The organism is Streptomyces sp. NPDC029466 (assembly GCF_055574515.1).
In genome coordinates, this window is sequence record NZ_JBVHZH010000036.1 from 22402 (window position 1) to 47560 (window position 25159).

Here is a 25159-nt window from a genome sequence, read left to right on the forward strand (position 1 = left end):
GCCGGGGGTAGACGGCGTGCATGGTTGCCACACGTAACTTTGTGCCGGGAGCCCTACGACAGAACCTCCACCGCCGCCGGCCACGGCACACCCGCCCGGGCCGCCGGCGTGGCAAGCTCCACCGGCGGGTGTTCGCCTACCGTGATGTGGAGATCTTCCACTCCCCGGCTCCGACGAGTGAGTGGGCCCAAAGCCTGCTGCTGGTGTACATCCGCCGCGTCGTCGGCGAGGTCACCTACGAAGTGTGCGAACTCTGCGCGAACGGCGTGATCACCCAGGTCCAGGTCGCTACGCCTTTGCAGGACAGCGGCCTGGGCACACGCGCCGTTGCACACCTGCGTGCCTGCTACCCCGATGTCACCTGGCGCAGCTGTCTCACCCAACGCATGACGCGTGACCTGGCACATCGCATGCGTCTGCCCAACGACCGTGCCGGCCTGTCGTGTCCACACCTTCCACGCGCTGCCTCCTAGGGCCGCGGGACACCGGGCCGCGCAGGGCGCTGATATTTCAGGCGCCGGCTGGCCCTGGGGTGTGGCGTGGTGTGGACCTTGTGTCGACGGCTTCAGTCCGCGTCGGGCTCGACGGTCATGCTGCGCTGCTGGGAGCCCAACAGCTGTCGTCGCCCCTGTGCCCGCCGGACGCCCTTGGAACGGGAGGCGGGCACAGGGGCGCCGGCCGGTGAGGGTGGCCGGGACGATGGGCACAGCACGCACCGCACCCGCCGGTGATCATCCCGGCTGCTGGGCCGGGCGCGTGGGTGCCACGCCAGACCCAGGCCAGGTTGACCACTGCGTCCGCGCCCCGGAAGTGGCCTTCAAGATCGTCCTCCGGGGCCCCGACGCCCACGCACGCCCACCGGGTCTTGGCGACCGGCAGGTCGCAGGGCTCTCGCGCTCTGTGCTGTATCCGCGTGATTCCAGGCTGACGGCTCGGCCCCTCGGCCGAGCGTCCGGCGTAATTCGCCCGTATCGCGTTATCTGCGGCCTGCCTCGGGAACCCGTGCACTCACACACCCGGTACGGGCCGAGGTGCGCAGCGAGCGGAGGCGAAGTTCGTGGGTCACGGCGGAGATGTCATCCAGGAATTGACCACCGACCACCGAGAGGTCGACGAGCTGTTCGGGCAGTTCGAGGACGCCTTGCCCGGCACTCCGGACCGCAAGCGGCTGGTCGATGCGATCACCATCGAGCTGGTGCGGCATTCGGTCGCCGAGGAGATGCACCTCTACCCGGCCGTGCGCGAGCACCTGGAGGAGGGCGACGCACTGGCGGACAAGGAGATCGCCGACCACGCGCGCGTCGAACAACTCCTCAAGGACCTCGAAGAGCGCGCGCCGGACGACACCGACTTCGACCGCCTCGTGGTCAAGCTCAAGACAGAGGTCACCTCGCACGTCGATGACGAGGAGAACCACCTCTTCCCCCAGCTACGCAACCATGTGCACTCCTACATCCTCGAAAGTCTGGGAGAAAAGGTGCGCGAGGCGAAGAAGACCGCCCCCACCCGCCCGCACCCGGCCGCACCGAGTACGCCCCCGGCCAACCGGCTCCTCGCCCCCGGCCTCGGCCTGGTCGACCGGGCCCGCGACTACGTCACCGGCCGCGGCCAGTAACCGCACCGACCTTCGCCCGGGCACCTGAGCAGGCGGCCTGCCCGGGTCACACGGGCGCTGATTCGGGCGTGGAGTAGAGAGGCGGACTTGGCGGCCGGCGAAGGGCCAGTGGCTCACGCCGCCAGGCGCGCCGAACCACACCGGGAACGGCAGCTCTTCCTGTCAGGTTCCGGGCGTCTGCTGGGGCCCTATCAGTGCCGCGGTGCCGGGCCGAGCAGTCACTTCGTGTAGCCTCAAATTTTCGGGCGGCCGGGACGGTGGGCGAGCCGGGACGGTCGGCGATTCCGTCCATGCGGTTCCCCTTGTTTCGTCGGCTGCTCATTCCTGTCATTCCTGTCATTCCTGCCGGGCCTTCCTCGGTACGTTCCCCTTGCGGAAGGCTCTTCATGAACCACCCTGACCGCCTCGGCGCCTCGCACGGCAACGGCACCTCGCACGGCACCCCCGCCCGGCCGGTGCCCCTCACCCCGGCGGTTTCCCCGGTCACCTCCTTCGCCGACCTGGAACTGCCGGCCGAGGTGCTGCGAACGCTCACCGGGCTCGGGGTACACAAGCCCTTCCCGATCCAGGCGGCCACACTGCCCAACGCCCTCGCGGGACGCGACGTCCTGGGGCGCGGGCGCACGGGTTCGGGCAAGACGCTCGCCTTCGGCCTGCCGCTGCTCGCACGGACGGCCGGGCGGCGCGCGGAGGCGAAGCAGCCGCTCGCTCTGATCCTGGCGCCTACCCGGGAGCTGGCCCAACAGGTAACGGAGGCGCTCGCGCCGTATGCCGACGCGCTCCGGCTGCGGATGGCCACGGTCGTCGGTGGCATGTCGATCGGCCGGCAGGCCGCCGCGCTGCGCGACGGGGCCGAGGTCGTCGTCGCCACCCCTGGCCGCCTGCACGACCTCATCGAGCGCAAGGCCTGCCGCCTGGAACGGGTGCGGATCACCGTCCTCGACGAGGCCGACCAGATGTGCGACATGGGCTTCCTGCCGCAAGTCACCGCGGTGCTCGACCAGGTGCACCGCGACGGCCAGCGGATGCTCTTCTCGGCCACTCTGGACCACGACGTCGATCACCTGGTCCGCCGCTACCTACATGACCCCGTCGTGCACTCGGTCGACCCGTCCGCGGGTGCGGTCACGACGCTGGACCACCATGTGCTGGTCGTCCACGGCCCCGACCGGTACGCCGTCACGACGGAGATCGCCGCCCGCGACGGCCGCGTACTGCTGTTCCTGGACACCAAGCACGCGGTCGACCAGCTCACCCGGCATCTGCGGGCCAGCGGAGTGCACGCCGCGGCCCTGCACAGCGGAAAGTCCCAGCCGCAGCGCACACGGACCCTCGCGCAGTTCAAGAACGGCCAGATCACCGCCCTGGTGGCGACCAATGTCGCGGCCCGTGGTCTGCATGTCGACGACCTCGATCTCGTGGTCAATGTCGACCCGCCCAGCGACCCCAAGGACTATCTGCACCGCGCGGGCCGCACTGCCCGGGCCGGTGAGTCCGGCAGCGTCGTCACGCTGGTGCTGTCGGGGCAGCGTCGCGAGACGAGCCGGCTGATAGCCGCGGCCGGTATCGAGCCGACGATCACGAAGGTGCGCTCGGGTGAGGCGGAGCTCAGCCGGATCACCGGGGCCAAGGCCCCCTCCGGCACCCGGCTCGACGGTGGGCCCGCCGTGCCCCGGACCAAGAACACCAACGCCCCCTTCCGCGGCCTGGGCACCAGCAAGGACGCCTCCCGCGGCACCGGCGGCAAGTCCCGCAAGGCCGGCGAGGCCCGTAAGCTCGCCGAAGCGCGCAAGGCGGCCCGGGTGCGCCGCGGCAACTGAGCCACCCGATTCGTGCAGGCGGTCGCTGTCCGTGGCCCAGGGTTCGCATTCGGGCCCGGCCGCAGTCGGCGCTGTGAGCCGCTCCTGCCTGCTCCGGCCTGCTCCTGCCTGCTCCGGAAAGGGGAATGGCCGGCGCCCCCGTCGGCCGGGCCGGTGAGGCGGAACGCCAGGTGCGGTACGTCGTGGAATAACAGCTTCCATGACACAGACTCCAACGGCCACGGCCGCGGAAATCAAGATCAGCTTTTCCGGGGACGAGGCCCAGCAGGCGGCCCGTGCGCTCGAACTCAAGACTGGTGAGGGCCGCAGTCGCACCATCCACTTCTGGGACAGTCCCGAGAAGGGTGGCGACGGCATCGCGCTGCCCTTCCTCGACCGCGGGGTCATCATCCGCCTGCGTATGGACAACGAGGATCACGGGTCCAAGCGCGAAACAGACATGACCGTCAAGCTGCGACCGTGCCCCCCGCTGCCACGCGACTGGCAGAAGAACGTCAAGAACGAGGACGAGGACTGGGAGTTCACGATCGAGGAGGACCGGACCGGGCCCGCCTTCACGCCCGTGCTGTCCGCCTCACTCCAGGCCGACCGGGAGGTCAAGGCAAAGGTCATCGAGTCGGCGCTCAGCCCCGGGCACGGGGCGCTGGACCACCTCCTCGCCAAGCCGCACCGCGACCTCCTGGAAGACGCCGTCGGGCTGAAGAAGAATGACCTCACGGATCTGCGGGCGCTCGGTCCGGTGCACGCCGTCAAGTGGAAGCAGGAGTGGGACATGCTGCCCCGTCCCGTGGCCATCGAGGAGTGGACCACCAGGGGCCTGCGCTTCCTTGAGGTCTCGGTCCGTATGAGCACGGCCGAAGCGGCTGAGGCCGAGCGGCTGCTCGAACGCGCGCTGCGAAAGCGCAACGTCGAATCCCCGCGATTCGGCGAGACCAAGACCCGGGCCGTGCTGACCGCCCTCGCCCGCAACCTTGAGCTCTGACGCGGCCGCGCCGGAAAACCCAGCAAGCTCCGCCGAGAGCGGCCGTTCCCTGCCGGGCGGTTCTTAGGTGATGCCCACACTCTGATAGGCGTTGTCGACGGCCGCCAGCGTGCCGGTCCGCGCGGCGGCGTTGCCGGCGAGATACGTCTTCGTGACGTCCCGCAGCGCCCGGCGCATATCCGCGAAACCCGACTGACTCAGCAGGCGCACAAACGCGAGATAGATCAGCAGCGCCCACTCCTCGACCGTGAGGACCGGCTTGCCCGCGGCGTCCACCGAAGTGAGCAGGTGGTGCATCGCCTTGTTGTGGATATTGCTGTTGGTGTGGACGCCGCCGTTGTCGTGTGTGGTGTGCAGGTAGTCGTGCATATGGTCGGGATCGCCGGTACGGGTGGGGTCGCTCATATCACGCAGCGGCAGCCCGTTGTCGCCCAGTCCGACGCCGAGTTCCCAGGTCCAGGTGCGCACATCGTCGCGGTTGGGCGCCTGGTACCAGTTGGCGATGATCGTGCCCATCGTGTCGGCCAGCGACTCGTTCAAGGCACCGGACTGGTCCTGGTAGACGAGGTTGCTGGAGGTCTCGATGACTCCGTGGGTCAGCTCGTGCCCGATGATGTCGAGATTGCGGGCCAGACTGACCAGCCGGGTTCCCACGGAGATCTGGCCGTACCACATCCGCCCCTGCCACCAGACGGCGTTGACCCACTCAGGCCCCGGCCCGTCTTCGCTGTAGATGCAGTTGACCGCCGAGGCCAGGTCCATTTCGGCGTCGTCGATGCCGTCGCGGTACAGCTGGTCACGGTAGAACTTCGCTACCCGCTCAGCGTTGACATGGGCCGAGATCCCGGCCCGGTGGTCGGTGCCGAAGTCGGCCTGAGGAGAACGTATCGCCGAGGCCGGGAGCTCGTCGACCTGCGCGAGGTCGGCGAAATCGAAGTCGTAGGTGGCGATCTGCCGCCGCAGGTCGTCCAGAAGGTACGAGCCGTCCTGCCGGCTGCCGTGGAACCGGTGGTGGACGCTGACCTCGTCGTCGCCCTCCAGCCGAGTGGGCACCGTCACCGTGGGCGTCATCCCGTAGGACTGGAGGATCTCGCCGGAATAAGCGTCGACGAGGTAACCGGTGAGCGGGAAGTCCTCGCGCGGGGACCGGCCGAGACCATGGCCGCGGTCGCCCTCCTCACGGCGCATGGCGGGCAGCTGGGCCGGCACCTCGCGCAGATGCCAGGCCAGGTGCCAGTCGTCGCCCTGGTTGACGTAGGCCAGCTTGGCCGGCGGCAGCTCTTCAGCAGCGACCGGGCTCCCGGTCTCCTGTTTGACGCGCTCCAGCGCATCCGTCCCTGACAGCCCGGGCACGGACCCGACACCGGTCACCTCGCCGAGCCGGCAGTCCATCGAAACCAGTCGCTGGTCTTCGTCTATCTCGACCAAGGCTTCGGTGCCGAAGATGGGGATCTCCTGCTGCGTCTGCTCGAAGCGGACCAGGGTGGTGCCCATGCCTACCTGACGGCGCGGCGCCTCGCGCAGGGCCAGATCGGGTACGCGCTCAGGCCGGTCGTCCCGGACCGCACGGCGCAGCCCCGGTGCTTCTTCCTGGGCGAGCTTCTCCGCCAGATAGAACCGCGCGGCAGACTCGGCCGAGTTGAACTCCTGCCGGCTCTCTTCGCCCTCGGGCGCGCTCACTCCGCGCACCATCTCGGGGCCCAGGTGCGCGCCGCGCACCTCCGGGTCGTCGGCAACGTGATAGCGAAACCGTTCCAGGTGTGACATGGCCTAACCCCTCATAGCACCCCCGTGGCATTGCCCCCCTTCGATCGTCACGCACCGTAACGGGCGCGGCAACCGGAAGGCCGACGTACTCGGCGGCCTTCCGGTCGCGGGTGGGCGCCAGGGTGCCCCGCCCGGCCGCGCCGGATGCCCGTCCTGAACTTCCGGACAAGCCGCTGACCAGCCCGGACAGCCGAACGGCTGTCCCGGACAGCGAAAGCCGTTGCCGGAATGGATCCGGTCGCCCAGGCTCGGTTGCTGTCGCGGCGGCCGGCCACACGGGGGGCCCGCCGCCGCGCCCCACCATCCACCCGACACACCACCGGCAGGAGTCGTCCATGCCCACACACGGCCCGCGTGCCCGCCATCTCGTACCGACCGCCGCCCTCACCACCGCCCTCGGCACCGCGCTGCTGCTCGGCGGTATGGCCGAGCCGAGCTGGGGTGCCACCGCCGCCAGATACCCGGGGCAGGTCAAGTGCCCCAGGGGCGGCTACCAGTTGTGCATCGACGGCGGTCCCGGCGGCTTCACCATCAGCGGCAGGAAGTTCTCCGGCCACGCCAACGCGATCCTGCTGAGGAACGTCTCGAACGTCACGGTCAGCGGCAACACGTTCAAGAACCTCAGCGGCTCCACCGGCTACGCCGGCGTCCATGTGAAGCACTCCTCCGGCATCGTGATCCGGAAGAACACCTTCTCCGGGCTGCGCAACGGCGGGAAGATGCACGGCGTCTACCTGGTGCAGACCTCGGGCAGCAGCATCAGCGGCAACAAATTCTCGTCGGTCTCCGGCGATCCCGTACGGATCAGGGACGGCAGCCGGAACAACACGGTGAGCGGGAACAGCTTCCGCAGGTCCGGCCAGTACGCCATGTTCAGCGAGTGGGGCCGGCTGGAGAAGGGCGAGACCTGCGGTCGCGGCAATGTGTTCAAGAACAACAAGTACGGAAGCGGCTACTCCGGCAGGCGGCTCCCGCTGATCAAGTGGGGAGGCAAGGGCGGTGGCAGCACCGGCCTGAGGCTCACTTGGAGCAATTGCAGGAAGGCGAGCATCGTCAACAAGGGCGGCAACAGGGCGCTGTAGCCGTCGTCGTGCGCCCGCCAGGGATGACGGGACGGCCTTAGAGTGCGGGCATGATCTCGCAGAGCTATCTCGCCGAACTGTTCTCGCTGGACGGCCGGGTCGCCGTGGTGACGGGCGGCAGTTCCGGCATCGGCCGAGCCATCGCCGGGGCTCTCGCGCGAGCGGGAGCCAGTGTGGTGATCGTGGCTCGCAAGGAGCCGGAACTGGCCGCCACGGTCGACGAGTTGACGGCGGACGGCTGTCGGGCGGCCTGGGTGAGCGCCGACCTGAGCAGTCGCGATGGGGTGCGCGCGGCGGCGGAGCAGGCAGCTGAGGTGTTCGGCGAGCCCGACATCCTCGTCAACAGCGCCGGGATCAATCTGCGGCCGCCGATGGGCGAACTGGGCGAGGAGGTGTGGGACGCCACCATGGCGGTGAATCTGGAGGCGCCCTACTTGCTGGGCCAGCGGTTCGGGCCGGGCATGGCCGAGCGGGGCTTCGGGCGGATCATCCACGTCACCTCCCAGCAGGCGCACCGGGCGTTCGTCCAGAGCGGCGCCTACGGGGTCTCCAAGGGGGCGCTGGAATCGCTGGCCCGCTCCCAGGCTGAGGCGTGGTCACCACACGGCGTCACCTGCAACACGCTGGTTCCTGGCTTCGTCATGACGCCGCTCAATGCGCGGTTGTCCTCCGACCCGGAGAAGGTGGCGGCGCTGGCTGAGCGCACGATGGTCGGTCGCAACGGCCTGGCCGAGGACTTCGCCGGAGCAGCGGTGTTCCTGGCCGGCCGGGCCTCCGGCTACGTCACCGGGCAGGCGATCTTCGTCGACGGCGGGCTCTCCGTGCACTGAGCCCGGCACCGCAGTCCCCCGGCTCGCGAAGCTCCACGCAGCCGCGCTGCTCGCCGGGGGCGCCGCCCCTCGTTCGCCGTACGGAAACTGCGTCTTCTCCCGAACCGGAGTCATGTGCTTTTGCGTAGCTTCTCCGGTTCCTGGGGACGTGTCCGTCCAAGAGGGGAGACGGAGGGCTACCGTCAAGGATGACTGCCGCGCCCTGTCCAAAAGTAGCCCCCGGAGGAGGCATCGGGTGCCCCTCGCACCCCACGCGCTGACCTGGCACAGCGGGCCTTCGCGCCAGGTGCTGCCGCTTGGTTCCGGGCGGTTCCGGGTGAGGGTGGAATCGACTGGAAAACGTCGGGGGCGGATATGGGACGGGCCTCGCACAGTTTCGGTCAATTCTGTGGCCCTGGAACTTGATGCAGGTCAGAGCCGACTTCCCGGCAAGTCAAGCTTTGCGCAAGACTGTTGACAGGGGTGGAGTACCGCTGCGACCTTGTCATCGCCTCGCCACTCGAACGGTCGGTCGTCGCGTTGCGGCTCCCGTTTGGCGTTGGCTCAGTTATGTGGTCCCGGTGCCGTCGGCGGACGTGTTCCCGGACCTGAAGAAAGCGGGGGGCCAGACGTGTATCGCAGCATGCAATCCAGAAAGACCTTGTCGTGACCCTGGTGGTCATCGGTGCCAATCCGACGGTCGCGCGAGCGGCCGAGGCTCTCCCCGGTGATCTCCTTCATGTACAGCTGCCCGGGGCCCCGGCCCTGGAGCGGAGCAATGGGTCGCCGGGCACACGGCAGGTGCACACCGTCGACTTCCACGACGGCCCGGCCTTCCTCGCGTTCGTCGACGAGGTGCTCAAGCCGTTATCGCCGACCGCCGTCGTGTCGCTCACCGAGCTCGGTCTGGAGCCGGCGGCCGTGGCGGCGGAGCGGCTCGGCGTGCGGGGGGTCGCCCCCTCAGTCGTCCGGCACACCCGCGACAAGCTGGAGATGCGGCGGACCCTCGAACGGAAGGCGCCCCATCTGAACCCGGCCTTCGCCTCCGGCGGCGACCCGGACGCGGTGGCCCGGCTGTTCGCCGGGCACGCCCCCGTGGTGGCCAAGCCCGTCAGCGGCGTCGGCAGCAATGCCGTGGTTCTGCTGGACCGTGCGGCGGACCTGCCGGCGGACCGCCGGACCGCCGGCACCCTGCTGGAAGCCTTCGTCGGCGGGCTGGAGTTCAGCGTGGAGACGCTGTCCGCCGGCGGCCGGCACACCGTCGTCGGCATCGCCCAGAAGGGGACGACGGGCAGCTTCGTCGAGGTCAGCCACATGATGCCGGCTCCGGCCCTGGACGCCCGCGGGCGGGCACGGGTCGAGGAGGCGGTCGGACAGCTGCTGGACGCCCTCGGGCTGACGGACGGGCCGAGCCACACCGAGGTCAAGGTGGACGGCGACCGCGTCATCGTGATCGAGACGCACAACCGCCTCGGTGGCGACGGCATCGCCGACCTGGTGCGGCTCACCACGGGCATCGACTGGCGGGTCGCCGCCCTGGGATGGGCGGTCGGCGCGGGAATGCCGCGCGGGCAGGCCGTGGCCGCCGCGGCCGCGACCGTCTTCTTCACCGCACCGCCCGGCACGGTCACCGCCGTCGCCCCACCACCGTCACTGGCCCACGGAACGATCGTGGAGTGGGAGGTCAGCGTGGAGCCCGGCGACCCGGTCCGCCCGCTCAGGTCCTCCACCGACCGCCTGGGCACCGCCGTCGTCACCGCCGCGGACGCGGCGGCATGCGTGGCGGCGGTGGCCGAGCTGACGGCGTTGCCCATCGTCACCACGCAACCCGACGTCCCCGTGCCCTCGGCGCGCACCGTCGCGGATGCGCCCTCCACCACACAGCCCGCTGCCGCTCCGCCCGGCAGCCCGGCCCCGCCGAGCACCGTCGCACAGCCCGCGCCCGTCGCGTAACACGCACCACCACATACGCACTTCGGTCCGGGGCCGCCCTGCCACAGGGCGCCCCTGAGCCGATCACAGCCGTACCTCTCTCATCGCTACAGCCGCACCTCTCTCATCGCTCATCACACGACTCGACCACGCCCTGGGGGGAAACATGTCTGTCGACAACGCGCCGATTTCCTATGATTTCCACGGAGACGCGCCGTTCACCACGCCGTTCCACGAGATCAAGCCCGAGGACATCCACATCTACCTCGACCTGGACACCAAGGTCGGAAAGAACACCTGCGGACAGAAATGTACGCATTGTTGGTTCGTCAACTACGAGAAGGTGTACGACAAGTCGTTCGCCATGGAGGAAGGCCCGCGGATCCTCTCCGGCCTCCAGTCGCACGGCTACCACGTCTACCCGCGGTACGTGGACAGCTTCGCGTACGACGGTGAGTTCATGCGCATCTACGGCCCCGCCAACAACCGTGAGTTCAGACAGGAATCCGACCACAAGCCCACCGAGACCATGGAGAAGGGCGACGCCTGGACCAGCGGCCGCCCGCTGCTCGCCGACAACTACCTGGAGCTTCTCGACCTCGCCCGGGTCAACGGCTATGGCACCATCTCCATCACCTACCACGGCGTCATCGACGAGAACCTGGCCGTCATCGACGACGGCAGCTACCCGATCAAGGGCGTCTTCAGCGGGGCGAACACCGAGGAGGTGCTGCGCCGGATCGACCACTACAACGACCACTACCGCAGCACGCTTCCCGCCGACGCCGACCGCTCGGATGCCTTCCGGGTCAACATCGGCGTCACCATCGGCAAGCACAACCACGGCCGCCGATCCCTGGAGCGCTACGCCCACTACTTCAACAAGCTGGGCGTCGACACGGTCCGCTTCAACAACTTCTCCGACCACGGCGGCCGGCACCCCGAACTCCAGCTCAGCTACGAGGAGATCGAGCAGGCCTACCGCGACTTCAAGTGGCTGCACGAGAACGTCGAGCTGGGCTTCCAGCTCGGCGTGAGTGAGGACTTCGGGACCTTCGGCATCAAGGCGATGGGGTTCCCCGGACATGTCGGATGGTGCCGGGCCGGCCGCCAGCTGTTCGCCGCCATCCCCACCGAGGAGAGCGTGCTGTCGGAGTCCGCGGACGGGCGCCGCGAGAAGATCGGTGACATCGTCGGCTGCGTCAACACCTTCGAGCCGCACCTGGGCATCCTCGTCCGCACGGTCGCCGGCGGGGGCGAAGACGTCCGCTACGACCTGGAGTTCGACCACGCGGCCATCGAGGCATTCACCCACAAGCGCCTCTCCGGCGCCTACAAGGACGGCTGCTTCGCCCGCGAACTCGCCCAGGAGCAGCAGCTGGTCTCCCGGGTTCCCGCACGCCGCCGGCTTCCTCTCGTCGAGACGACGGGCTGAAGGAGTACACGCACATGCCGCACGTCCTCGTCTTCGCCAAGACACCCTATGCCAAGACCCCGTACGACCGCTGGCTGGCCGGCTCCGGCATCGAGCCGGTCATCCTCACCACCACCGAGTTCGCCGCCGGATACGGCCACTTGCCCCATGTGCACGCCTTCGACGACTACGACACCAATCAGCTCGTCGAGAAGACGGCACTGCGCCTGGCCCGGGAGCACGCGGTCACGGCCGTCTTCGCCCGGGCCGAGGCGGACGTGGTACGCGCGGCACAGCTGCGTGACCTGCTGGACCTGCCGGGACAGCGGACCGCGAGCGCCCTGGCCTTCCGCGACAAGGTGGTCATGAAGGACCACCTCGTCGGCGGCCCGGTGGAGATTCCCGCCTACCGGGCCCTGGATTCGGCCTACACCGCCCTGGAGTTCATCGCCGAGCACGGTTATCCCGTGGTCATCAAACCGCTCTCGGAGTCCGGCTCCCTGGGCGCGGCCATCATCCGTGACGAGGCGGAGCTGGACGCCTACCTCGCCCGCCCGTGGCGCGGCGCGAGCGAGATCGAGGTGTTCGTACCCGGGCAGATGTACCACGTGGACGGGCTGGTCGTGAACGGCGAGGTGGTGTTCGCGCACCCTTTCCGCTACCTCAACGACTGTCTGTCCTTCCGGGCGAACGACTGGGTGGCCAACCTCCCGCTGACACCCCAGGACCCGGTCCACGACCGGCTGCTCAAGGCGGCCCGGGCGGTGCTGGCGGAGCTGCCCACACCACCGCACACCGCCTTTCACGCCGAGCTGTGGATCACCCCGGACGACCGGACGGTGTTCTGCGAGATCGCCAGCCGGACCGGCGGCGGGATGATCAGCTCGATGGTCCGGCACGCCTTCGGCATCGACCTCGACAAGGAATGGCTGTATGCCGAATGCGGCCTGCCCAGCACCCTGGGCACCCCGGCCTACCGGCCCACCGGCGCCCTGTGCATCCCACCGGCGAACGGCGTACTGAACCGTCTGCCCTCCGGTGACGAGCCGGCGTGCGTCAAAGAGGTCGCGCTCACCGGCACGGTCGGCCAGGAGTTCCACGGCGGGGTCAAGTCCGGTCTCTTCCTTGCCGGTTACGTCGTCGGCGGCGACACCGAGGAGGACGTGGCGGCCCATCTGGAAGACGTGGCGGCCTGGTTCGCCGACGGCGCCGAGTGGTCCCCCGCTCCCAAGGGAGGCACACGATGAACGGGCCGGCGCCCGGCGCCCTGCCGGGCCCGCTGGTCGGTACGGACTGGGTGGCACCGCGGCTGGGCGCCCCCGGTCTGGTGGTGCTCGACGCCTCGATCGGCGGACACCGCGACGCCGGCGAACGGATCCCGGGGGCGCGGCCCTTCGACATCGACGGCGCGCTCTCGGACCACTCCGGTCCGCTGCCGCACACGATGCCCGGTGCCGACCACTTCACACGGGAGCTGCGGGCGCTCGGCGTGGACGACGGCGACACCGTCGTGGTCTACGACGGGGCGGGCCTCTACTCCAGCGCCCGCGCCTGGTGGATGCTGCGGGCCATGGGCCACGACCGGGTGGCCGTGCTCGACGGCGGCCTGCCCGTCTGGCGCGCCGCCGGACTGCCGCTGGAGACCGGCACACCCGCGCCCGCCACGCGCCCCGGCGACTTCACCGCACGACCGCGTCCCGGCCTGATCGTCGGCAGCGACGAGATCGCCGCGGCCCTGACCGATCCGGCCTCGGCCGTCTTCGACGCCCGCACCCGCGACCGCTTCGCCGGCGCGGCCGCCGAGCCCCGCCCTGGGCTGCGTTCCGGCCATATGCCCGGAGCGCTCAACCTGCCGTTCGGTGAGCTCCAACGGGACGGCCGGATGCGTCCTGCCGTGCAGCTGCGCGACGCGTTCGCCCCGCTCGCCGGGGAGCGTCAACGCCTGCTCTTCAGCTGCGGTTCCGGTGTCACCGCCTGCATCCTGGCGCTGGGGGCCGAGCTGGCCGGATATGACGACCTGGCCGTGTACGACGGGTCCTGGAGCGAATGGGGTCTGCCGCGCGCGGACCGGCCGGTCGTCACCGGCCCGCAGAGCGGAGGGCCGCAGGCGTGATGTCCGCGCTCTCGGCGAAGTGGCGCACGTTCAGGGGGCTGTCGTCGAGCCTCAAGTCGCTGATCGTGCTGTCCTTCGTGGTCGCACTCGGCAGTTACATGGTCACCCCGTTCATCGGCGTCCTGATGGTCCAGGCGGTGGGCCTGGACGTCCGCCTGGCCGGTGTCCTGGTGGCCGTCGCCACCTTCATCCAGTTCGGCGGCAGCATCCTGGGGGGCCTGGTCGTGGACCGGCTCGGCCTCAAGCGGACGATGGTCGGCTCCCTCGCCATGCGGACCACGGGTCTGCTCCTGCTGGGGCTGGCCGTGAAGGTCCCCTGGGTCGCCTACCCGGCGGTGGTTCTCGTCGCCGCCGGGCCCGCGCTCTACCTCCCGGCGAACAAGGCGTACATCGTCACCTGCGTCTCGGACGAGCTGCGGCCGCTGTTCCTCGGGGTCAGCAGCGCGGCCCTCAACGCCGGGATGGGGCTCGGGCCGCTGCTGGCCGCCGTCCTGATCGACGCCGATCCGGTGGTGCTGCTGCTCGGCGCCGCGGCGCTGTTCGGCCTGATCACCCTGGCCCACCAACTCACCATGCGGCCCCTCGCCCGCCGCCAGGACGCCGCGCGGGGCGTCGGCATCGCCGACGGGCCCGCCCCCGCCGGTAAGCTCCAGACCCTGCGCGGCGCCCTGCGACCGGTGCTCTTCACCGCGCTCGCTTTCTACCTCTATTTCTTCTTCCAGAGCTTCCTGGGTCTGTACGCCGCGGGCGTGCACAACATCCAGATGCTCGGCTGGGCCATGCTCGTCAACTGCGCCATGATGGTGGCGCTCCAGCCGCCGCTGTCGGGCTGGATCGCGCGGGCCGACTACCGCCGTCTGGTGGCCGGATCATTCGCCCTGATGGCTGCCGGGACGGCCGTGATGTCGCTGGGGCACACCGCTGCCCTGCTGGGCGGCACCGTGCTCTTCAGCCTCGGCGAGGTCTTCCTCTTCCTGCGCTGTGACCTGGAAATGGTCGACCGCATACCGAGCAATCCGGCCTTCGCCTTCGGCGTCCAACGACTGACGGCAGGGGTCGGCGGCCTCCTCGCCGGCGTCGTGGGCGGCTTTCTCTTCGCCCACTACGAAAGGGCACACGACCTGGGCATGTTCTGGACCGCCGTCGCCGTGCAGTGCGCCGTCGCGGCCGCCATCGCCCTGGTACTCGGCGGCCGCCGGACCGCGGTGGCCGCACCACAAGGCGAGACCGCGGATCTGGAAGTGGTGTCATGACCGGCGAACCCTCGATGGACACCCGGTTCGTGCACGCCGGCTCCGACCCGCGGCAACAACACGGCTACGTCAATCCGCCGGTCCACCGGGCCTCGACGGTGCTCTACGAGGACGTGGCCGCGATGGACGCCTCGCAGGCCGACCCCCTCAAACGCAGGATGCCGGTCTACGGCCGCTTCGGCACACCCACCGGCCGCGCCTTCGAGACGGCACTGACCGATCTGGAGGGCGGGCACGCCGCCGTCGCCACCTGCTCGGGTCTCGCGGCGATCACCACGGCGATCCTGTCGTTCGTCCGGGCCGGCGACCACATCCTCGTGAGCGACTCCGTCTATCTGCCCACCCGCAAGTTCTGCAACTCGCTGGCCGATCTGGGCGTGGAGACGGAGTACTACGATCCGCGCGCGGACAAGTCCATTGAGGAGCTGTTCCGCCCCAGCACGCGCCTCGTCTGCCTGGAGTCACCCGGCTCCACGACCTTCGAGGTGCAGGACGTCCCTGCCGTCACGAGCGTGTGCCGTACCCATGACGTGGTCACCCTCATCGACAACACCTGGGCCACCCCCGTCTTTCACCGCCCCCTGGAGCTGGGCGCCGATGTCGTCGTGCACTCGGCGACGAAGTACCTCACCGGTCACGCCGACAGCATCCTCGGGGCCATCGTGTGCTCCGAGGAGACCTACCCCGCGGTGCGCGCCACCGCGATCCGGCTCGGCCAGTGCGCCGGCGCGGACGATGTCTATCTGGGCCTGCGCGGAATCCGCACGCTGGGCGTCCGGATGCGAGAGCACCATCACCAAGCCGTCGGCCTCGCCTCCTGGTTGCGCGAACAGGAGGGGGTGCGCGCCGTGCTGCACCCGGCGCTGCCGGGCGACCCGGGGCACGAGCTGTGGTGCCGTGACTTCACCGGCGCCGCGGGCCTGTTCGGCCTCGAACTCGAACCCGGACCGGGCAAGCCCGCCGTGGACGCGCTGCTCGGAGAGCTGCGACTGTTCGGCCTCGGTCACTCTTACGGCGGCTACGAGAGCCTGATCGTGCCGGCCGATCCGGTCACCCACCGCCTCCCGGGCACCTGGACGGGCCGCGGCCCCCTGCTGCGCGTGCACGCCGGCTTCGAAGCCCTGAATGACCTCAAGGAGGACCTGGCCCGGGGCCTGGCCACGCTGTCCGCCCACGCCCGGTCCTGACGTTCCTTCCCGGGCCCCCGCCCACCAGTCACACGGACGGGGGCCCGGGGCAGACCGGGGCCCGCGCCCACGGGATGCCACGCAAACGGGTGGAGCCTCTGCTGCCCGGCGTGGCCCAGCGCCGACCGACTAGCCGACCGACCACTGGGCCATTCGCGTCCCGTGCAGCTCACTGTTTTATGCCGCCCACCGCCAGGACCAGCACCTCGTCCGTGCACCGCCAGCTGAACACTCAGCGTGACGTACGGCGACCGAACGTGAATCCGCCGACATCCTCTGCGGCTTCCAGCGCCAGCCGTCGGCAGGCAGGCCGCCAGGGCCTGGAGGTGGCCAGGACAAGGACGTAATTCGCTCTCGCATTCGATTCCGGGTGCTGTGCGGGCCGGGCCCCGACAGACGGCCGACGCCGATCCGTCAGAGCGCTATGTTCCCTTTGCCTAGATATTCTGTGCAGTGTGATCGAGTCTGGACGGCCGCGGCTCCGTCGTCGCCACGGCCGATGGCTTGTGCGGCTGTCGCCGGTGATCCTGACCGTCGTCATCGCCGCCCTGGCCTACGCCACTCCCCCTGAAGTGGCCTTCAGCCGTCTCCTGCCCGCGGCGCCGGCGCTCGCCGCCGCTATGTGGCCGGTGCTCCCGACCGTCCTGCTGGGGACGGTCTGCCTGTTTCTGATGATCGGCCTCAGCATCGTGTTCCCCGGTCTGGGGACATGGTGGACGGCCGCGGGGATCATCGCGGTCACCGTGGCGGCCGCATACGGAAGTCATGTCCGGCTCCAGCGGGAGCGGACCCTCTTTCAGTTGCGGCTCGTCGCCGACGCGGCGCAGCAAGTGGTGCTGAGCCCGATGCCGCGCCGCTTCGGAAGCGTCGAGATCGAGTCGCTGTATCTCGCGGCCGCGGCGGAGGCCCGTATCGGCGGGGACTTCTACGAGGTGGTCGACACGCCCTACGGGGTCAGGCTGCTCATCGGTGATGTGCGGGGCAAGGGCCTGCCGGCCGTGGGGGCGGCCGCGGCGATCGTCAACTCCTTCCGGGAGGCGGCCTACGACGAGGCCGACATGGTCAGCGTCGCGCGCCGGCTGGACGCCAGCAGCACCCGTTACAACGCCGCCTTTCCCCCCGAAGGGCCGATGGAGCGCTTCGCCACCGCCCTTCTCGTCGAGATCCCGCACGGGGACAGACGTATCGAGATCCTCAACTGCGGACACCCCCCACCGCTGCTCCTGAACCGCGGGAAACTCCGTGCCCTCGCGCCCACCACCCCCTCGCCGCTGCTCAACCTCGCGGAGCTGATCGGCGATCACTACACCATCGACACCTTCGACTTCGCCCCCGGCGACCTGCTGCTTCTCTATACCGACGGGATCGCCGAGGCCCGCGCCCGCGACGGCGGGTTCTTCCCACTGGCGGCCTGGATGCGCCAACAGCCCCCGTTGCCGCCCCACGAGCTGCTCGCAGCTCTTCACCGCGACCTCCTCCACTACAGCAGAGGACGCCTGGACGACGACATCGCCGCCCTCGCCGTGCGGCTGTGTGAACCCACGGAGGATCAGGAAGTGACCTTGGCGGTCAGCCCGTAGTCCAGCTCTGAACCATCGACGAGGAGCGCCTCGACCGTCCGCGTGCTGGGGTCGATGTCGGCCACGATCCCGTGTCCGGCGTAGCGGGGGTAGCCAGAGGCGCCCGTCTCGCCGGTGGCCTCGACGACCGCCGATCGGACGGCTGAGTCCTCCTCGGAGGCACCGCCTCTGTCCTCAACATGTTCGGGGACCAACAAGATCGTGAAGCGCTGCGGCTTTGTAGTCACGCTCCGATATTTAAGTCTCTGTGCCGCCAGCCGTGGGACAGGCGCGCGGCATCGGATGTGCACATGTGTGCTGCCCGAAGATCCGCATGGGTGGTTGCCGGGCCGGCTTCACGCGGCGTCAGGAGGGCTCCTGGACCACTCGAAACGCTTCCGTCACCGCCACGGTGGCGCCGCCCGAGGCAGCTCCACCGTGGCGCCGGGCAGGCATTTACTCATGCGCGCTGATCACGCCGCCGCTGCTGAGCACGATGTATACGCCGTTGGCGTCCAGCCCGGCATCGTGCTGGTTCGCCTCCAGCGTGGCGGCTACGCCGTCATGGCCGATGATCTGCGCGCGGTACCGCAGCTCGCCGACCTTCGTGACCTTGGCCGTCCAGCCGCCCGTGAGCTTGAAGGTTCCCGGCCCCTGGTGTCCGCCGCCCATCCAGGAATGGACCTGGCCGTCCAGCGTGAGCGTGACGAACATGTCGTTGGCGTCGAGCCCCTCGTCGTGCCCCTTCGTCTCCAGCGTGGCCAGGACCGCACCGTGGGCGACGATCTTGGCGCGGTAGTGCTGGTCGCCGAGCTGGGAGATCTCGGCCTTGCTGATGCCGTCCGCCAGGCGCTGGATGCGGACCGGGGATGCCGCCCTGCCACCGTCGGCGTGTGCGCCGCCCGACTGCTTGCCCGCGGCGCCCGCCTTGGCGTCGGCCTCGGTGTCGGCCTTGGCCCCGGGGCTCGGCGAGGCATCGGAGCCCTGCGCCTTGGCGGAGGAGTTCGTGCCGCTGGACTCGGCGACGGCCATGTCCTTGTCCGATTGGCCCGCGGGCTTCGTGCCGGTGGCGTCCGAGCCGGAGCAGGCGGTCAGGGCAAGGGCGGCAGCCGCGGTCAGAGCCGCGGCGGCCACGCGCAGGGTGCGGCGGCGAGCGGTGCGAACGGCAGGGCTGGAGCTCACTTCGGGTCCCCCCGGACAGTCGGTGACGTGGTCTCTCGGTACGTCACCCACTCTGAGGCGGGCCACTAGCGCAAGGCTGCCGCTCCGCTAACGTCCGGCTAACAGGGGTGGGAGGAGGGGGCGGACGCTCGCGGTCCGCCGAAGGCGAGGACGATCAGCAGAACGAAGGCGGCGAAGGCGGCGAGCGTGCGCAGATCGTTGAACACTTCCCAGCGCCGGAGGATCTCCGCGTGATCGACCGGGGCGGAGGTGAGCGCCCACTGCTTGATCCGTCCGTTGATCGGGACGTTGCCGAACCGGGTTATCAGGAAGGAGGCCAGGGCCAGGAGACCTGCCGCACCCGCGAGCAGTCGGGCGCGGCCCGCTGCCAGGACGGCGAGCGTGAGGGAACTCAGGATCGACGCACCCATCGCCGCCTGCATGGTGATGCCGTTCATCTTCATCAGTTCGGCGTGAAAGGACAGCCGCATCTCCAGCGGTACGGCGTTGAAGGTGGGGACGAGATTGGCCGCGCCGTAGCCGAACGCGCCGGCGAGGAGGCCGGTGCAAAGCAGGGCGAATCCATGGACAAGTTTGCTGCGCATTTTCGTCGGCTCCGGTGCGTCGGCTCGGGGCGATGAGTCGCCCGTGGGGTCGGCCCCGATGGCGATGAGCCGGGAGCCGAGGCTGACGTCAAGGGTGGCCGGGTCTACGCCAGGAGTCCAAGATCCTTTACTTCTGGCATCCAGAACCATCTGTTCTTCAACCGCAGACGGCCGCGTGCCCCCTACCTGCGGTGGTCTGCGGTCCGCGGAAGCGGTGGCAGCGGCAGGGGAAGACCCGGCAGGCCGTCGATGCCGGTCGCGATGTGGTCCTTCTTGTGGATGTACGCGTCGAGTGACGCATCGGTCTCGCGCGCGAAGCACGACGCGTGCAGCGGGCGGTCTTCGTCATAGGTCATGAACGGGACGCCATAGCGCACGGAGTCGGGATGCCCACCGGGAGATCAAACCGCCGAACGTCATGATCACGGACAGCGGCGACGTTCTCGTGACTGATTTCGGCATCGCCGGACACCACGCCGACACCAAGATCTCCATGACCGGGGCAGTCTTCGGCACGGCCGCCTACGTCGCCCCCGAGCGTCTAAATTAAGGCAGGGGCGGGGCGGCCTCCAAGGGCCGTACGCCATGCCCTACATCCTCCGTCGTGCACACATTCGCCCTAGCCTGAAGCGTCCGGCCCACCACGCCGGACCCACACGATCAGCAAGCCCCCCAGCACACACACCAGTTAGGCGCACCCGTGACACAGCAGCCCGCCACCACCCCCTACAACAGCGGCATGTTGAGCAATGACGCCCATCGTGAGAGTGACCGCTTAGCGTCCATCCAACGCAACGTCGACGCATTCACCACCGGGATCCTTGATGGTCTTCCCCTCAAGCCCTCGTGGAATTGCCTGGAACTGGGTGCAGGCGCCGGCTCCATCGCCTATTGGCTCGCCGAACGCTGCCCGGACGGACGCGTCGTCGCCGTTGATCTCGATACTCGCCACCTCGAAGCGGGTCGGGCCGCGAATCTGGAGATCGAGGAAGCTGACATCACGCGCGAGGACTACGCGCCCGGCAGCTTCGACCTCATCCACGCCCGCTATGTGTTCTGCCACCTCCCGGAACGCGACCAGATGGTCGCGCGGGTCACCCGCTGGCTCTCCCCCGGCGGCTGGCTCCTCATCGAAGAGCCCTTTCATCTGCCGGCCGATTCTTCCCCCTTCCCCGTGATCCAGCGCATTCTGGACGCCTATCAGCGCATGTACCACAAGCACGGCGCCGACTTGACCTGGGTTCGCGGTCTGCCGGCCCTGCTGGCTCGCCATTCCTTGACCGAGGTGGCCTTCGCCGGAAACCCAGGCTGCATGGGCGGACTCGACAAGGACCGCTGGCTCCCACTCATCACCCAAGCGGCCCCCGCTCTTCTCGCCGACGGCCTGATCACGGAAGCCGACCTGACGGAGTTCGCCACCCTCCTGAAGGACCCCGCTTTCATCGACATCCCCCAGATCACCATTTCGGCATGGGGCCGTCGTCCTGCGGAATGAACCAGATCGCCTCGCCCCGCCCGCCGCGCCTTCGGGCGCCGGGGGGGACCACAGCCCCAGCCCTGCGCGCCCCCGCCGTCCCATCGGGCACCTGCCGTAGCACGCCTTGCCACCGTCCAGGCGAAGCAGGATAAATGTGAATCATGAGCGGATTCTCGGGTCGTTTGCGGCGTTGGCTGCGCCGTGTGCCCGGGCGTTCCGCTTTTTCGGGTGGGGGGTCCGGCGGGAGCGGTGGCGGCGGCCGTCAGGACGGGCGTCCGGCGGGGGGCGGAGATCAGCAGCACGTTCGGGCGTCCTGGTCGACGCGCAGCGTTGCGCGGGAGGTCTTTCTGCTTCAGCTGCTGCTCGTGGTGCTGCTCGTCGCGGCGGCAGTGGTGGCTTTCGTCGTGCAGACCCGGCGGGACACCATGACCGACGCCCGGCACCGGACGCTCGCCGCCGCGGAGTCCTTCGCGCACTCCCCGGGACTCCAGGAGGCTCTGAACAGCCCTGATCCGACCGCGAAGCTCCAGCCGCTGGCCGAGGCGGCCCGGAAGGCATCCGGTGTCGACGCCCTCATCGTGTACAAGCTCGACGGGATCACCCTCACCCACAGCGACCCGCGGCAGATCGGCAAGCACGTCATCGGCCCGTATGCGGAGGCCGCCCGCGGTAAGCCCTTCACCCGGACCTTCGAGGGTGCCCTCGGTCTCTCCGTGATCTCCGCGGCCCCGGTCAAGGACTCGTCGGGCAGGGTCATCGCCATCGTCGCCGCCCCGGTGACGGTGGAAAAGGTCCAGAAGTCGGTCAACCAGCAGCTGCCCCTCTTTCTGGGTACCGCGGTCGTGGCGCTGGCACTCGCCGGCGGAGGCGCGGGGCTGGTGAGCCGGCGGCTGAGCCGGCAGACCCACGGTCTGGGCCCGGTCGAGATGACCCGGATGTACGAGCATCACGATGCGGTTCTGCACGCGGTGCGGGAGGGTGTCCTCATCGTCGGCCGCGACGGGCGCCTGTTGCTGGCCAACGACGAGGCGCGGCGGCTGCTGGACCTGCCGGCGGACGCGGAGGGCCGCCGGGTAGACGATCTGGGGCTGGACCACCGCACCGCCGAACTCCTGGCGTCGGACCGGATCGCCACCGACGAGGTGCACCTGGCCCAGGACAGACTGCTGGCCGTCAACAAGCGGTCCACCACCCCCTACGGCGCCCACCAGGCGAGCGTGGTGACCCTGCGCGACACCACCGAACTGAGGTGGCTGTCAGGCCGCGCCGAGGTGGCGCGGGAGCGGTTGCGACTCCTCTACGACGCCGGGGTACGGATCGGCTCCACGCTGAATGTCGTGCGCACGGCCGAGGAGCTGGCACAGGTGGCGGTCCCCCGGTTCGCCGACATCGTCACCGTCGAGCTCCAGGAACCGGTGCTGAAGGGCGAGGAACCGAGCGTGGCGGGTAGCACGCTGCGCCGCGCGGCCCTCGCCGGTCTGACGCCGGACCATCCGCTCTATCCCGTCGGCGAGCTGATCACGGCCGCCCCGGGCACCCCGGCGGCGACGAGTGCGGACCAGGTCAGGGCCATGGTGGAGCCGGACCTGGCCGGCTCTTCCGCCTGGCGGTCCCAGGACCCGGAACGCGCCCGGCGCGTCCTGGACCACGGGGTGCACTCCCTGGCGGTCGTGCCGCTGCGCGCCCGGGGGGTGGTGCTGGGAATGGTGTACTTCTGGCGGTCGGGGAGCTCTCCTCCGTTCGACGAGGAGGATCTGTCCTTCGCCGAGGAACTGGCGGGGCGGGCCGCGGTGGGGATCGACAACGCCCGGCGCTATACCCGTGAGCGCACGATGGCGATGACGCTCCAGCGCAGTCTGATGCCCCGCGGCCTGCCGGACCAGGACGCCCTGGAGGTGGCGCACCGCTATCTTGCGGCCCGGGCGGGGGTCGGCGGGGACTGGTTCGATGTCATCCCGCTGCCCGGCGCCCGGGTGGCGCTGGTCGTCGGCGACGTGGTCGGGCACGGTCTGCATGCGGCGGCCACCATGGGCCGGCTGCGGATCGCCGTGCACAACTTCTCGGCCCTGGACCTCTCCCCCGACGAACTGCTGGGCCATGTGGACGAGCTGGTGACCCATATCGACGTCCAGGACGAGGATGGCGAGGAGGTGCCGGCCATCACCGGCGCCACCTGTCTCTACGTCATTTATGACTCCGTCTCCGGGCGGGTCAGCGTGGCCACGGCCGGACATCTGCCGCCGGCCGTGGCCTACCCCGACGGGAGGGTGGAGTTCCTGCACTCGCCGGTCTCCCCGCCGCTGGGGCTGGGCGCCGGTCTGCCCTTCCAGACGGCTGAACTGTCGCTGCCGGAGGGCTCCCGCCTGGTGCTCTACACGGACGGGCTGGTCGAGAACCGCAGCCGCGACCTGGACGCGGGGCTGGAGGCACTGCGGGCGGCCCTCGCCGGTCCCGACCGTACGCCGGAGGACACCTGCGTCGGCGTCATGCAGTCGCTGCTGCCCGCCAGGTCCACCGACGATGTCGCGCTGCTGGTGGCCCGGACCCGGCGGCTGGACCCGGCACATGTCGCCGAGTGGGACGTGCCCCGCGACCCGGCGGCGGTGGGCCCGGTCCGCAACGCGTGTGTCCGCCAGTTGGTGGACTGGGGTCTGGAGACCATCGCCTTCGGTACGGAGCTCATCCTCAGCGAACTGATCACCAACGCGATCCGGCACGGCGCCGAGCCCATCCATGTGCGGCTCCTGCACACCCGCACCCTGATCTGCGAGGTGTCCGACGGCAGCAGCACCTCCCCGCACATCCGCCAGGCGAAGGACACCGACGAAGAAGGCCGGGGACTCTTCCTGGTGGCGCAGTTCGCCGAACACTGGGGCACCCGCTACTCCCCCAGGGGCAAGACGATCTGGGCCGCTCAGGTGATCGGCCCCGACGCCCCGCCTTCGGAGGAGGAGCCGTCGGAGCACCTCCTCAACCAGTGGGAGCAGCGCGGGCAGTGGTGAGGCCGTGGCTGCCATGCCCGTCCGGGGACACGCGTGGGCGCCGTACGGGTGGGGCGGCTGCCGGCCGCCATGACCGGGCCGGGTAGACGTCCTGGCGGAAGCCTGCGAGGGGGCGGAGTACGCTGGTCCGGACCATTGCTGTAGCGGACCACTCCCCCACCTGGCCCCTGCTGGAGGCGTTGTGGCTACACATCATCGGGTCCGCGCAGGCGCCCTCTTGTGCGGTCTCGGTCTTGCGGTGCTCGGTCTCGGTGCCTGCCAGGAAGAGGGAACCGAGCGGCCGGTCGCGCCCTCCCGGGCCGAGTCCGCTGAGGACGTGGGCGGGGAAGCGGCGCTGGTCAAGGCGGCGAAGCGGGAGGGCAGGCTCAATGCGATCGCGCTGCCGCGCCAGTGGGCCGGCTACGGCAGGCTGATCGACGGCTTCGAGAAGAAGTACGGCATCAAGGTCGTCGTCGACAACCCGTCCGGTCACAGCCAGCAGGAGATCGAGGCCGTCACACGCTACCGGGGTCAGGAGCGCGCCCCGGACGTGCTCGACGTCGCAGATCCCTTCGCCCAGTCCGCGGCGCGGCAGAATCTGCTGGCTCCCTACCGGGTCGCCCAGTTCGACCAGATCCCACCGGAGCAGAAGGACGCCGAGGCCCGCTGGTACAACAACTACGGCGGCTATGTCTCCATCGGCTGTGACGCCACCCGCGTCAAGACCTGCCCCGACTCCTTCGCGAATCTGCTCCGGCCGGAGTACCAGGGCCTGGTCTCGATGTACGGCCAACCCACGGACGCGGGCTCGGCCTTCGCCGCCGTGTACGCGGCAGCGCTCGCCAACGGAGGGTCATTCGACAACATCCAGCCGGGTATCGACTTCTTCGCCCGGCTCGACAAAGTCGGCAACTACAACCGGGCCGACCCCGACCCGGCCTCGATCGCCAAGGGCAAGACACCGATCAGCATCGAATGGGACTACCTCAACCTGGCGCTCATCGACCAACTCCGCGGTACGGACGTGGGCTGGAAGGTCTCCATTCCCTTCGACGGCAGCTTCTCGCAGTACTACGCGCAGGCGATCAACAAGGACGCCCCGCACCCGGCCGCGGCACGCCTCTGGGAGGAGTACCTGTTCAGCCCGGAAGGCCAGAACCTCCGCCTCGTGGACTATGCCCGCCCGGTGCTGATGGCCGCCATGGCGAAGAACGGCACCCTCAACAAGGCCCTGGCCGCACGGCTGCCGACGGTCGAGGGCACCCCGCAGTTCCCGGATGAGGCCCAGTTGGCCAAGGCTCTGCGCACCGTCCGGGATAACTGGGCCAAGGCCGTCGGCCGCTGATCCGTCAGCAGGGCGGCGGGCCTCAGGCCCCTTTGACCGGAAGAGCACAGGAACCCG

The 25159-nt window shown here is 69.7% G+C and carries 21 protein-coding genes and 1 pseudogene; 17 read left to right on the top strand and 5 right to left on the bottom strand.

Going from position 1 to position 25159, the window contains the following annotated elements; translation table 11 throughout:
• The first annotated feature begins 20 nt into the window (after positions 1-20).
• The 4 genes from ACZ4XD_RS25390 to ACZ4XD_RS25405 all read left to right on the top strand — a co-directional run bounded on the left by ACZ4XD_RS25390 (position 21) and on the right by ACZ4XD_RS25405 (position 4417).
• Complete coding sequence (locus ACZ4XD_RS25390; RefSeq protein ID WP_468045658.1) at positions 21-473, top strand: hypothetical protein; 453 nt, start codon at positions 21-23, stop codon at positions 471-473.
• Positions 474-1057: 584 nt separating this feature from the next.
• Positions 1058-1615 (top strand): hemerythrin domain-containing protein, encoded by a 558-nt coding sequence (locus ACZ4XD_RS25395; RefSeq protein WP_468045660.1) that lies wholly within the window; start codon positions 1058-1060, stop codon positions 1613-1615.
• 386 nt (positions 1616-2001) lie between these two features.
• Entirely contained in the window at positions 2002-3435 is a 1434-nt protein-coding gene (locus ACZ4XD_RS25400) for a DEAD/DEAH box helicase (protein WP_468045662.1), read from the top strand.
• Between the two features lie 199 nt (positions 3436-3634).
• A complete protein-coding gene (locus ACZ4XD_RS25405) occupies positions 3635-4417 on the top strand; it encodes a hypothetical protein (protein ID WP_468045664.1) in 783 nt (260 codons plus the stop codon).
• A gap of 63 nt (positions 4418-4480) precedes the next feature.
• On the opposite strand, the gene ACZ4XD_RS25410 is transcribed toward ACZ4XD_RS25405, so the two are convergent.
• On the bottom strand, positions 4481-6184 hold the full coding sequence (locus tag ACZ4XD_RS25410; protein WP_468045666.1) for a M4 family metallopeptidase: 1704 nt from the start codon (positions 6182-6184) through the stop codon (positions 4481-4483).
• 335 nt (positions 6185-6519) lie between these two features.
• On the opposite strand from ACZ4XD_RS25410, the gene ACZ4XD_RS25415 reads away from it, so the two are divergent.
• From ACZ4XD_RS25415 to ACZ4XD_RS25455, 9 genes are all read left to right on the top strand, one after another.
• Positions 6520-7266: a right-handed parallel beta-helix repeat-containing protein gene (locus ACZ4XD_RS25415; protein WP_468045668.1), complete on the top strand. Its 747-nt coding sequence runs from the start codon at positions 6520-6522 to the stop codon at positions 7264-7266.
• Positions 7267-7316: 50 nt separating this feature from the next.
• Entirely contained in the window at positions 7317-8096 is a 780-nt protein-coding gene (locus ACZ4XD_RS25420; RefSeq protein ID WP_468045670.1) for an SDR family NAD(P)-dependent oxidoreductase, read from the top strand.
• A gap of 645 nt (positions 8097-8741) precedes the next feature.
• The gene (locus tag ACZ4XD_RS25425) at positions 8742-10028 is read left to right on the top strand and encodes an ATP-grasp domain-containing protein (RefSeq protein ID WP_468045672.1); all 1287 of its coding nucleotides are present in this window, start codon (positions 8742-8744) and stop codon (positions 10026-10028) included.
• 145 nt (positions 10029-10173) lie between these two features.
• Positions 10174-11442, top strand: coding sequence for a radical SAM protein (locus ACZ4XD_RS25430; RefSeq protein ID WP_468045674.1), 1269 nt, complete (start codon positions 10174-10176; stop codon positions 11440-11442).
• Positions 11443-11456: 14 nt separating this feature from the next.
• Complete coding sequence (locus ACZ4XD_RS25435) at positions 11457-12668, top strand: ATP-grasp domain-containing protein (RefSeq protein ID WP_468045677.1); 1212 nt, start codon at positions 11457-11459, stop codon at positions 12666-12668.
• A complete protein-coding gene (locus tag ACZ4XD_RS25440) occupies positions 12665-13534 on the top strand; it encodes a sulfurtransferase (RefSeq protein WP_468045680.1) in 870 nt (289 codons plus the stop codon). Before ACZ4XD_RS25435 ends, ACZ4XD_RS25440 begins: the two co-directional genes overlap by 4 nt.
• Positions 13534-14787, top strand: a complete 1254-nt coding sequence (locus ACZ4XD_RS25445) for an MFS transporter (protein WP_468045793.1) — start codon at positions 13534-13536, stop codon at positions 14785-14787. Before ACZ4XD_RS25440 ends, ACZ4XD_RS25445 begins: the two co-directional genes overlap by 1 nt.
• Positions 14784-15974 carry a cystathionine beta-lyase gene (gene metC / locus ACZ4XD_RS25450; RefSeq protein WP_468045682.1) on the top strand — a complete coding sequence of 397 codons (1191 nt, stop codon included), beginning with the start codon at positions 14784-14786 and terminating at the stop codon, positions 15972-15974. Before ACZ4XD_RS25445 ends, metC begins: the two co-directional genes overlap by 4 nt.
• A 455-nt stretch (positions 15975-16429) precedes the next feature.
• Positions 16430-17554, top strand: a complete 1125-nt coding sequence (locus tag ACZ4XD_RS25455; RefSeq protein ID WP_468045684.1) for a PP2C family protein-serine/threonine phosphatase — start codon at positions 16430-16432, stop codon at positions 17552-17554.
• Here the strand turns inward: ACZ4XD_RS25455 and ACZ4XD_RS25460 are convergent.
• From ACZ4XD_RS25460 to ACZ4XD_RS25475, 4 genes and pseudogenes are all read right to left on the bottom strand, one after another.
• The gene (locus tag ACZ4XD_RS25460) at positions 17524-17781 is read right to left on the bottom strand and encodes a hypothetical protein (RefSeq protein ID WP_327228292.1); all 258 of its coding nucleotides are present in this window, start codon (positions 17779-17781) and stop codon (positions 17524-17526) included. The two genes, ACZ4XD_RS25455 and ACZ4XD_RS25460, sit on opposite strands and share 31 nt — an antisense overlap.
• A 208-nt stretch (positions 17782-17989) precedes the next feature.
• Complete coding sequence (locus ACZ4XD_RS25465; protein ID WP_468045686.1) at positions 17990-18715, bottom strand: hypothetical protein; 726 nt, start codon at positions 18713-18715, stop codon at positions 17990-17992.
• A 98-nt stretch (positions 18716-18813) separates the two neighbouring features.
• Positions 18814-19299 (bottom strand): anthrone oxygenase family protein, encoded by a 486-nt coding sequence (locus ACZ4XD_RS25470; RefSeq protein ID WP_468045688.1) that lies wholly within the window; start codon positions 19297-19299, stop codon positions 18814-18816.
• A gap of 182 nt (positions 19300-19481) precedes the next feature.
• Positions 19482-19682 (bottom strand): annotated as a pseudogene (locus tag ACZ4XD_RS25475) (pyridoxamine 5'-phosphate oxidase family protein); the annotation flags it as partial.
• Positions 19683-19699: 17 nt separating this feature from the next.
• Between ACZ4XD_RS25475 and ACZ4XD_RS25480 the strand changes: the two are divergent.
• From ACZ4XD_RS25480 to ACZ4XD_RS25495, 4 genes are all read left to right on the top strand, one after another.
• Complete coding sequence (locus ACZ4XD_RS25480; protein ID WP_468045795.1) at positions 19700-19849, top strand: protein kinase domain-containing protein; 150 nt, start codon at positions 19700-19702, stop codon at positions 19847-19849.
• 150 nt (positions 19850-19999) lie between these two features.
• Complete coding sequence (locus tag ACZ4XD_RS25485) at positions 20000-20794, top strand: class I SAM-dependent methyltransferase (protein ID WP_468045690.1); 795 nt, start codon at positions 20000-20002, stop codon at positions 20792-20794.
• A gap of 347 nt (positions 20795-21141) precedes the next feature.
• Complete coding sequence (locus ACZ4XD_RS25490; protein ID WP_468045692.1) at positions 21142-23778, top strand: SpoIIE family protein phosphatase; 2637 nt, start codon at positions 21142-21144, stop codon at positions 23776-23778.
• Between the two features lie 181 nt (positions 23779-23959).
• On the top strand, positions 23960-25102 hold the full coding sequence (locus ACZ4XD_RS25495) for an ABC transporter substrate-binding protein (protein ID WP_468045694.1): 1143 nt from the start codon (positions 23960-23962) through the stop codon (positions 25100-25102).
• The last annotated feature ends 57 nt before the right edge of the window (positions 25103-25159 follow it).

What these genes read in the sequence shown, in the direction of transcription:
- ACZ4XD_RS25390 (WP_468045658.1), top strand. Translation starts at nt 21, where the DNA reads ATGGTTGCCACACGTAACTTTGTGCCGGGAGCCCTACGACAGAACCTC.
- ACZ4XD_RS25400 (WP_468045662.1), top strand. Translation starts at nt 2,002, where the DNA reads ATGAACCACCCTGACCGCCTCGGCGCCTCGCACGGCAACGGCACCTCG.
- ACZ4XD_RS25405 (WP_468045664.1), top strand. Translation starts at nt 3,635, where the DNA reads ATGACACAGACTCCAACGGCCACGGCCGCGGAAATCAAGATCAGCTTT.
- ACZ4XD_RS25410 (WP_468045666.1), bottom strand. Translation starts at nt 6,184, where the DNA reads ATGTCACACCTGGAACGGTTTCGCTATCACGTTGCCGACGACCCGGAG.
- ACZ4XD_RS25415 (WP_468045668.1), top strand. Translation starts at nt 6,520, where the DNA reads ATGCCCACACACGGCCCGCGTGCCCGCCATCTCGTACCGACCGCCGCC.
- ACZ4XD_RS25420 (WP_468045670.1), top strand. Translation starts at nt 7,317, where the DNA reads ATGATCTCGCAGAGCTATCTCGCCGAACTGTTCTCGCTGGACGGCCGG.
- ACZ4XD_RS25430 (WP_468045674.1), top strand. Translation starts at nt 10,174, where the DNA reads ATGTCTGTCGACAACGCGCCGATTTCCTATGATTTCCACGGAGACGCG.
- ACZ4XD_RS25435 (WP_468045677.1), top strand. Translation starts at nt 11,457, where the DNA reads ATGCCGCACGTCCTCGTCTTCGCCAAGACACCCTATGCCAAGACCCCG.
- ACZ4XD_RS25440 (WP_468045680.1), top strand. Translation starts at nt 12,665, where the DNA reads ATGAACGGGCCGGCGCCCGGCGCCCTGCCGGGCCCGCTGGTCGGTACG.
- ACZ4XD_RS25445 (WP_468045793.1), top strand. Translation starts at nt 13,534, where the DNA reads ATGTCCGCGCTCTCGGCGAAGTGGCGCACGTTCAGGGGGCTGTCGTCG.
- metC (WP_468045682.1), top strand. Translation starts at nt 14,784, where the DNA reads ATGACCGGCGAACCCTCGATGGACACCCGGTTCGTGCACGCCGGCTCC.
- ACZ4XD_RS25470 (WP_468045688.1), bottom strand. Translation starts at nt 19,299, where the DNA reads ATGCGCAGCAAACTTGTCCATGGATTCGCCCTGCTTTGCACCGGCCTC.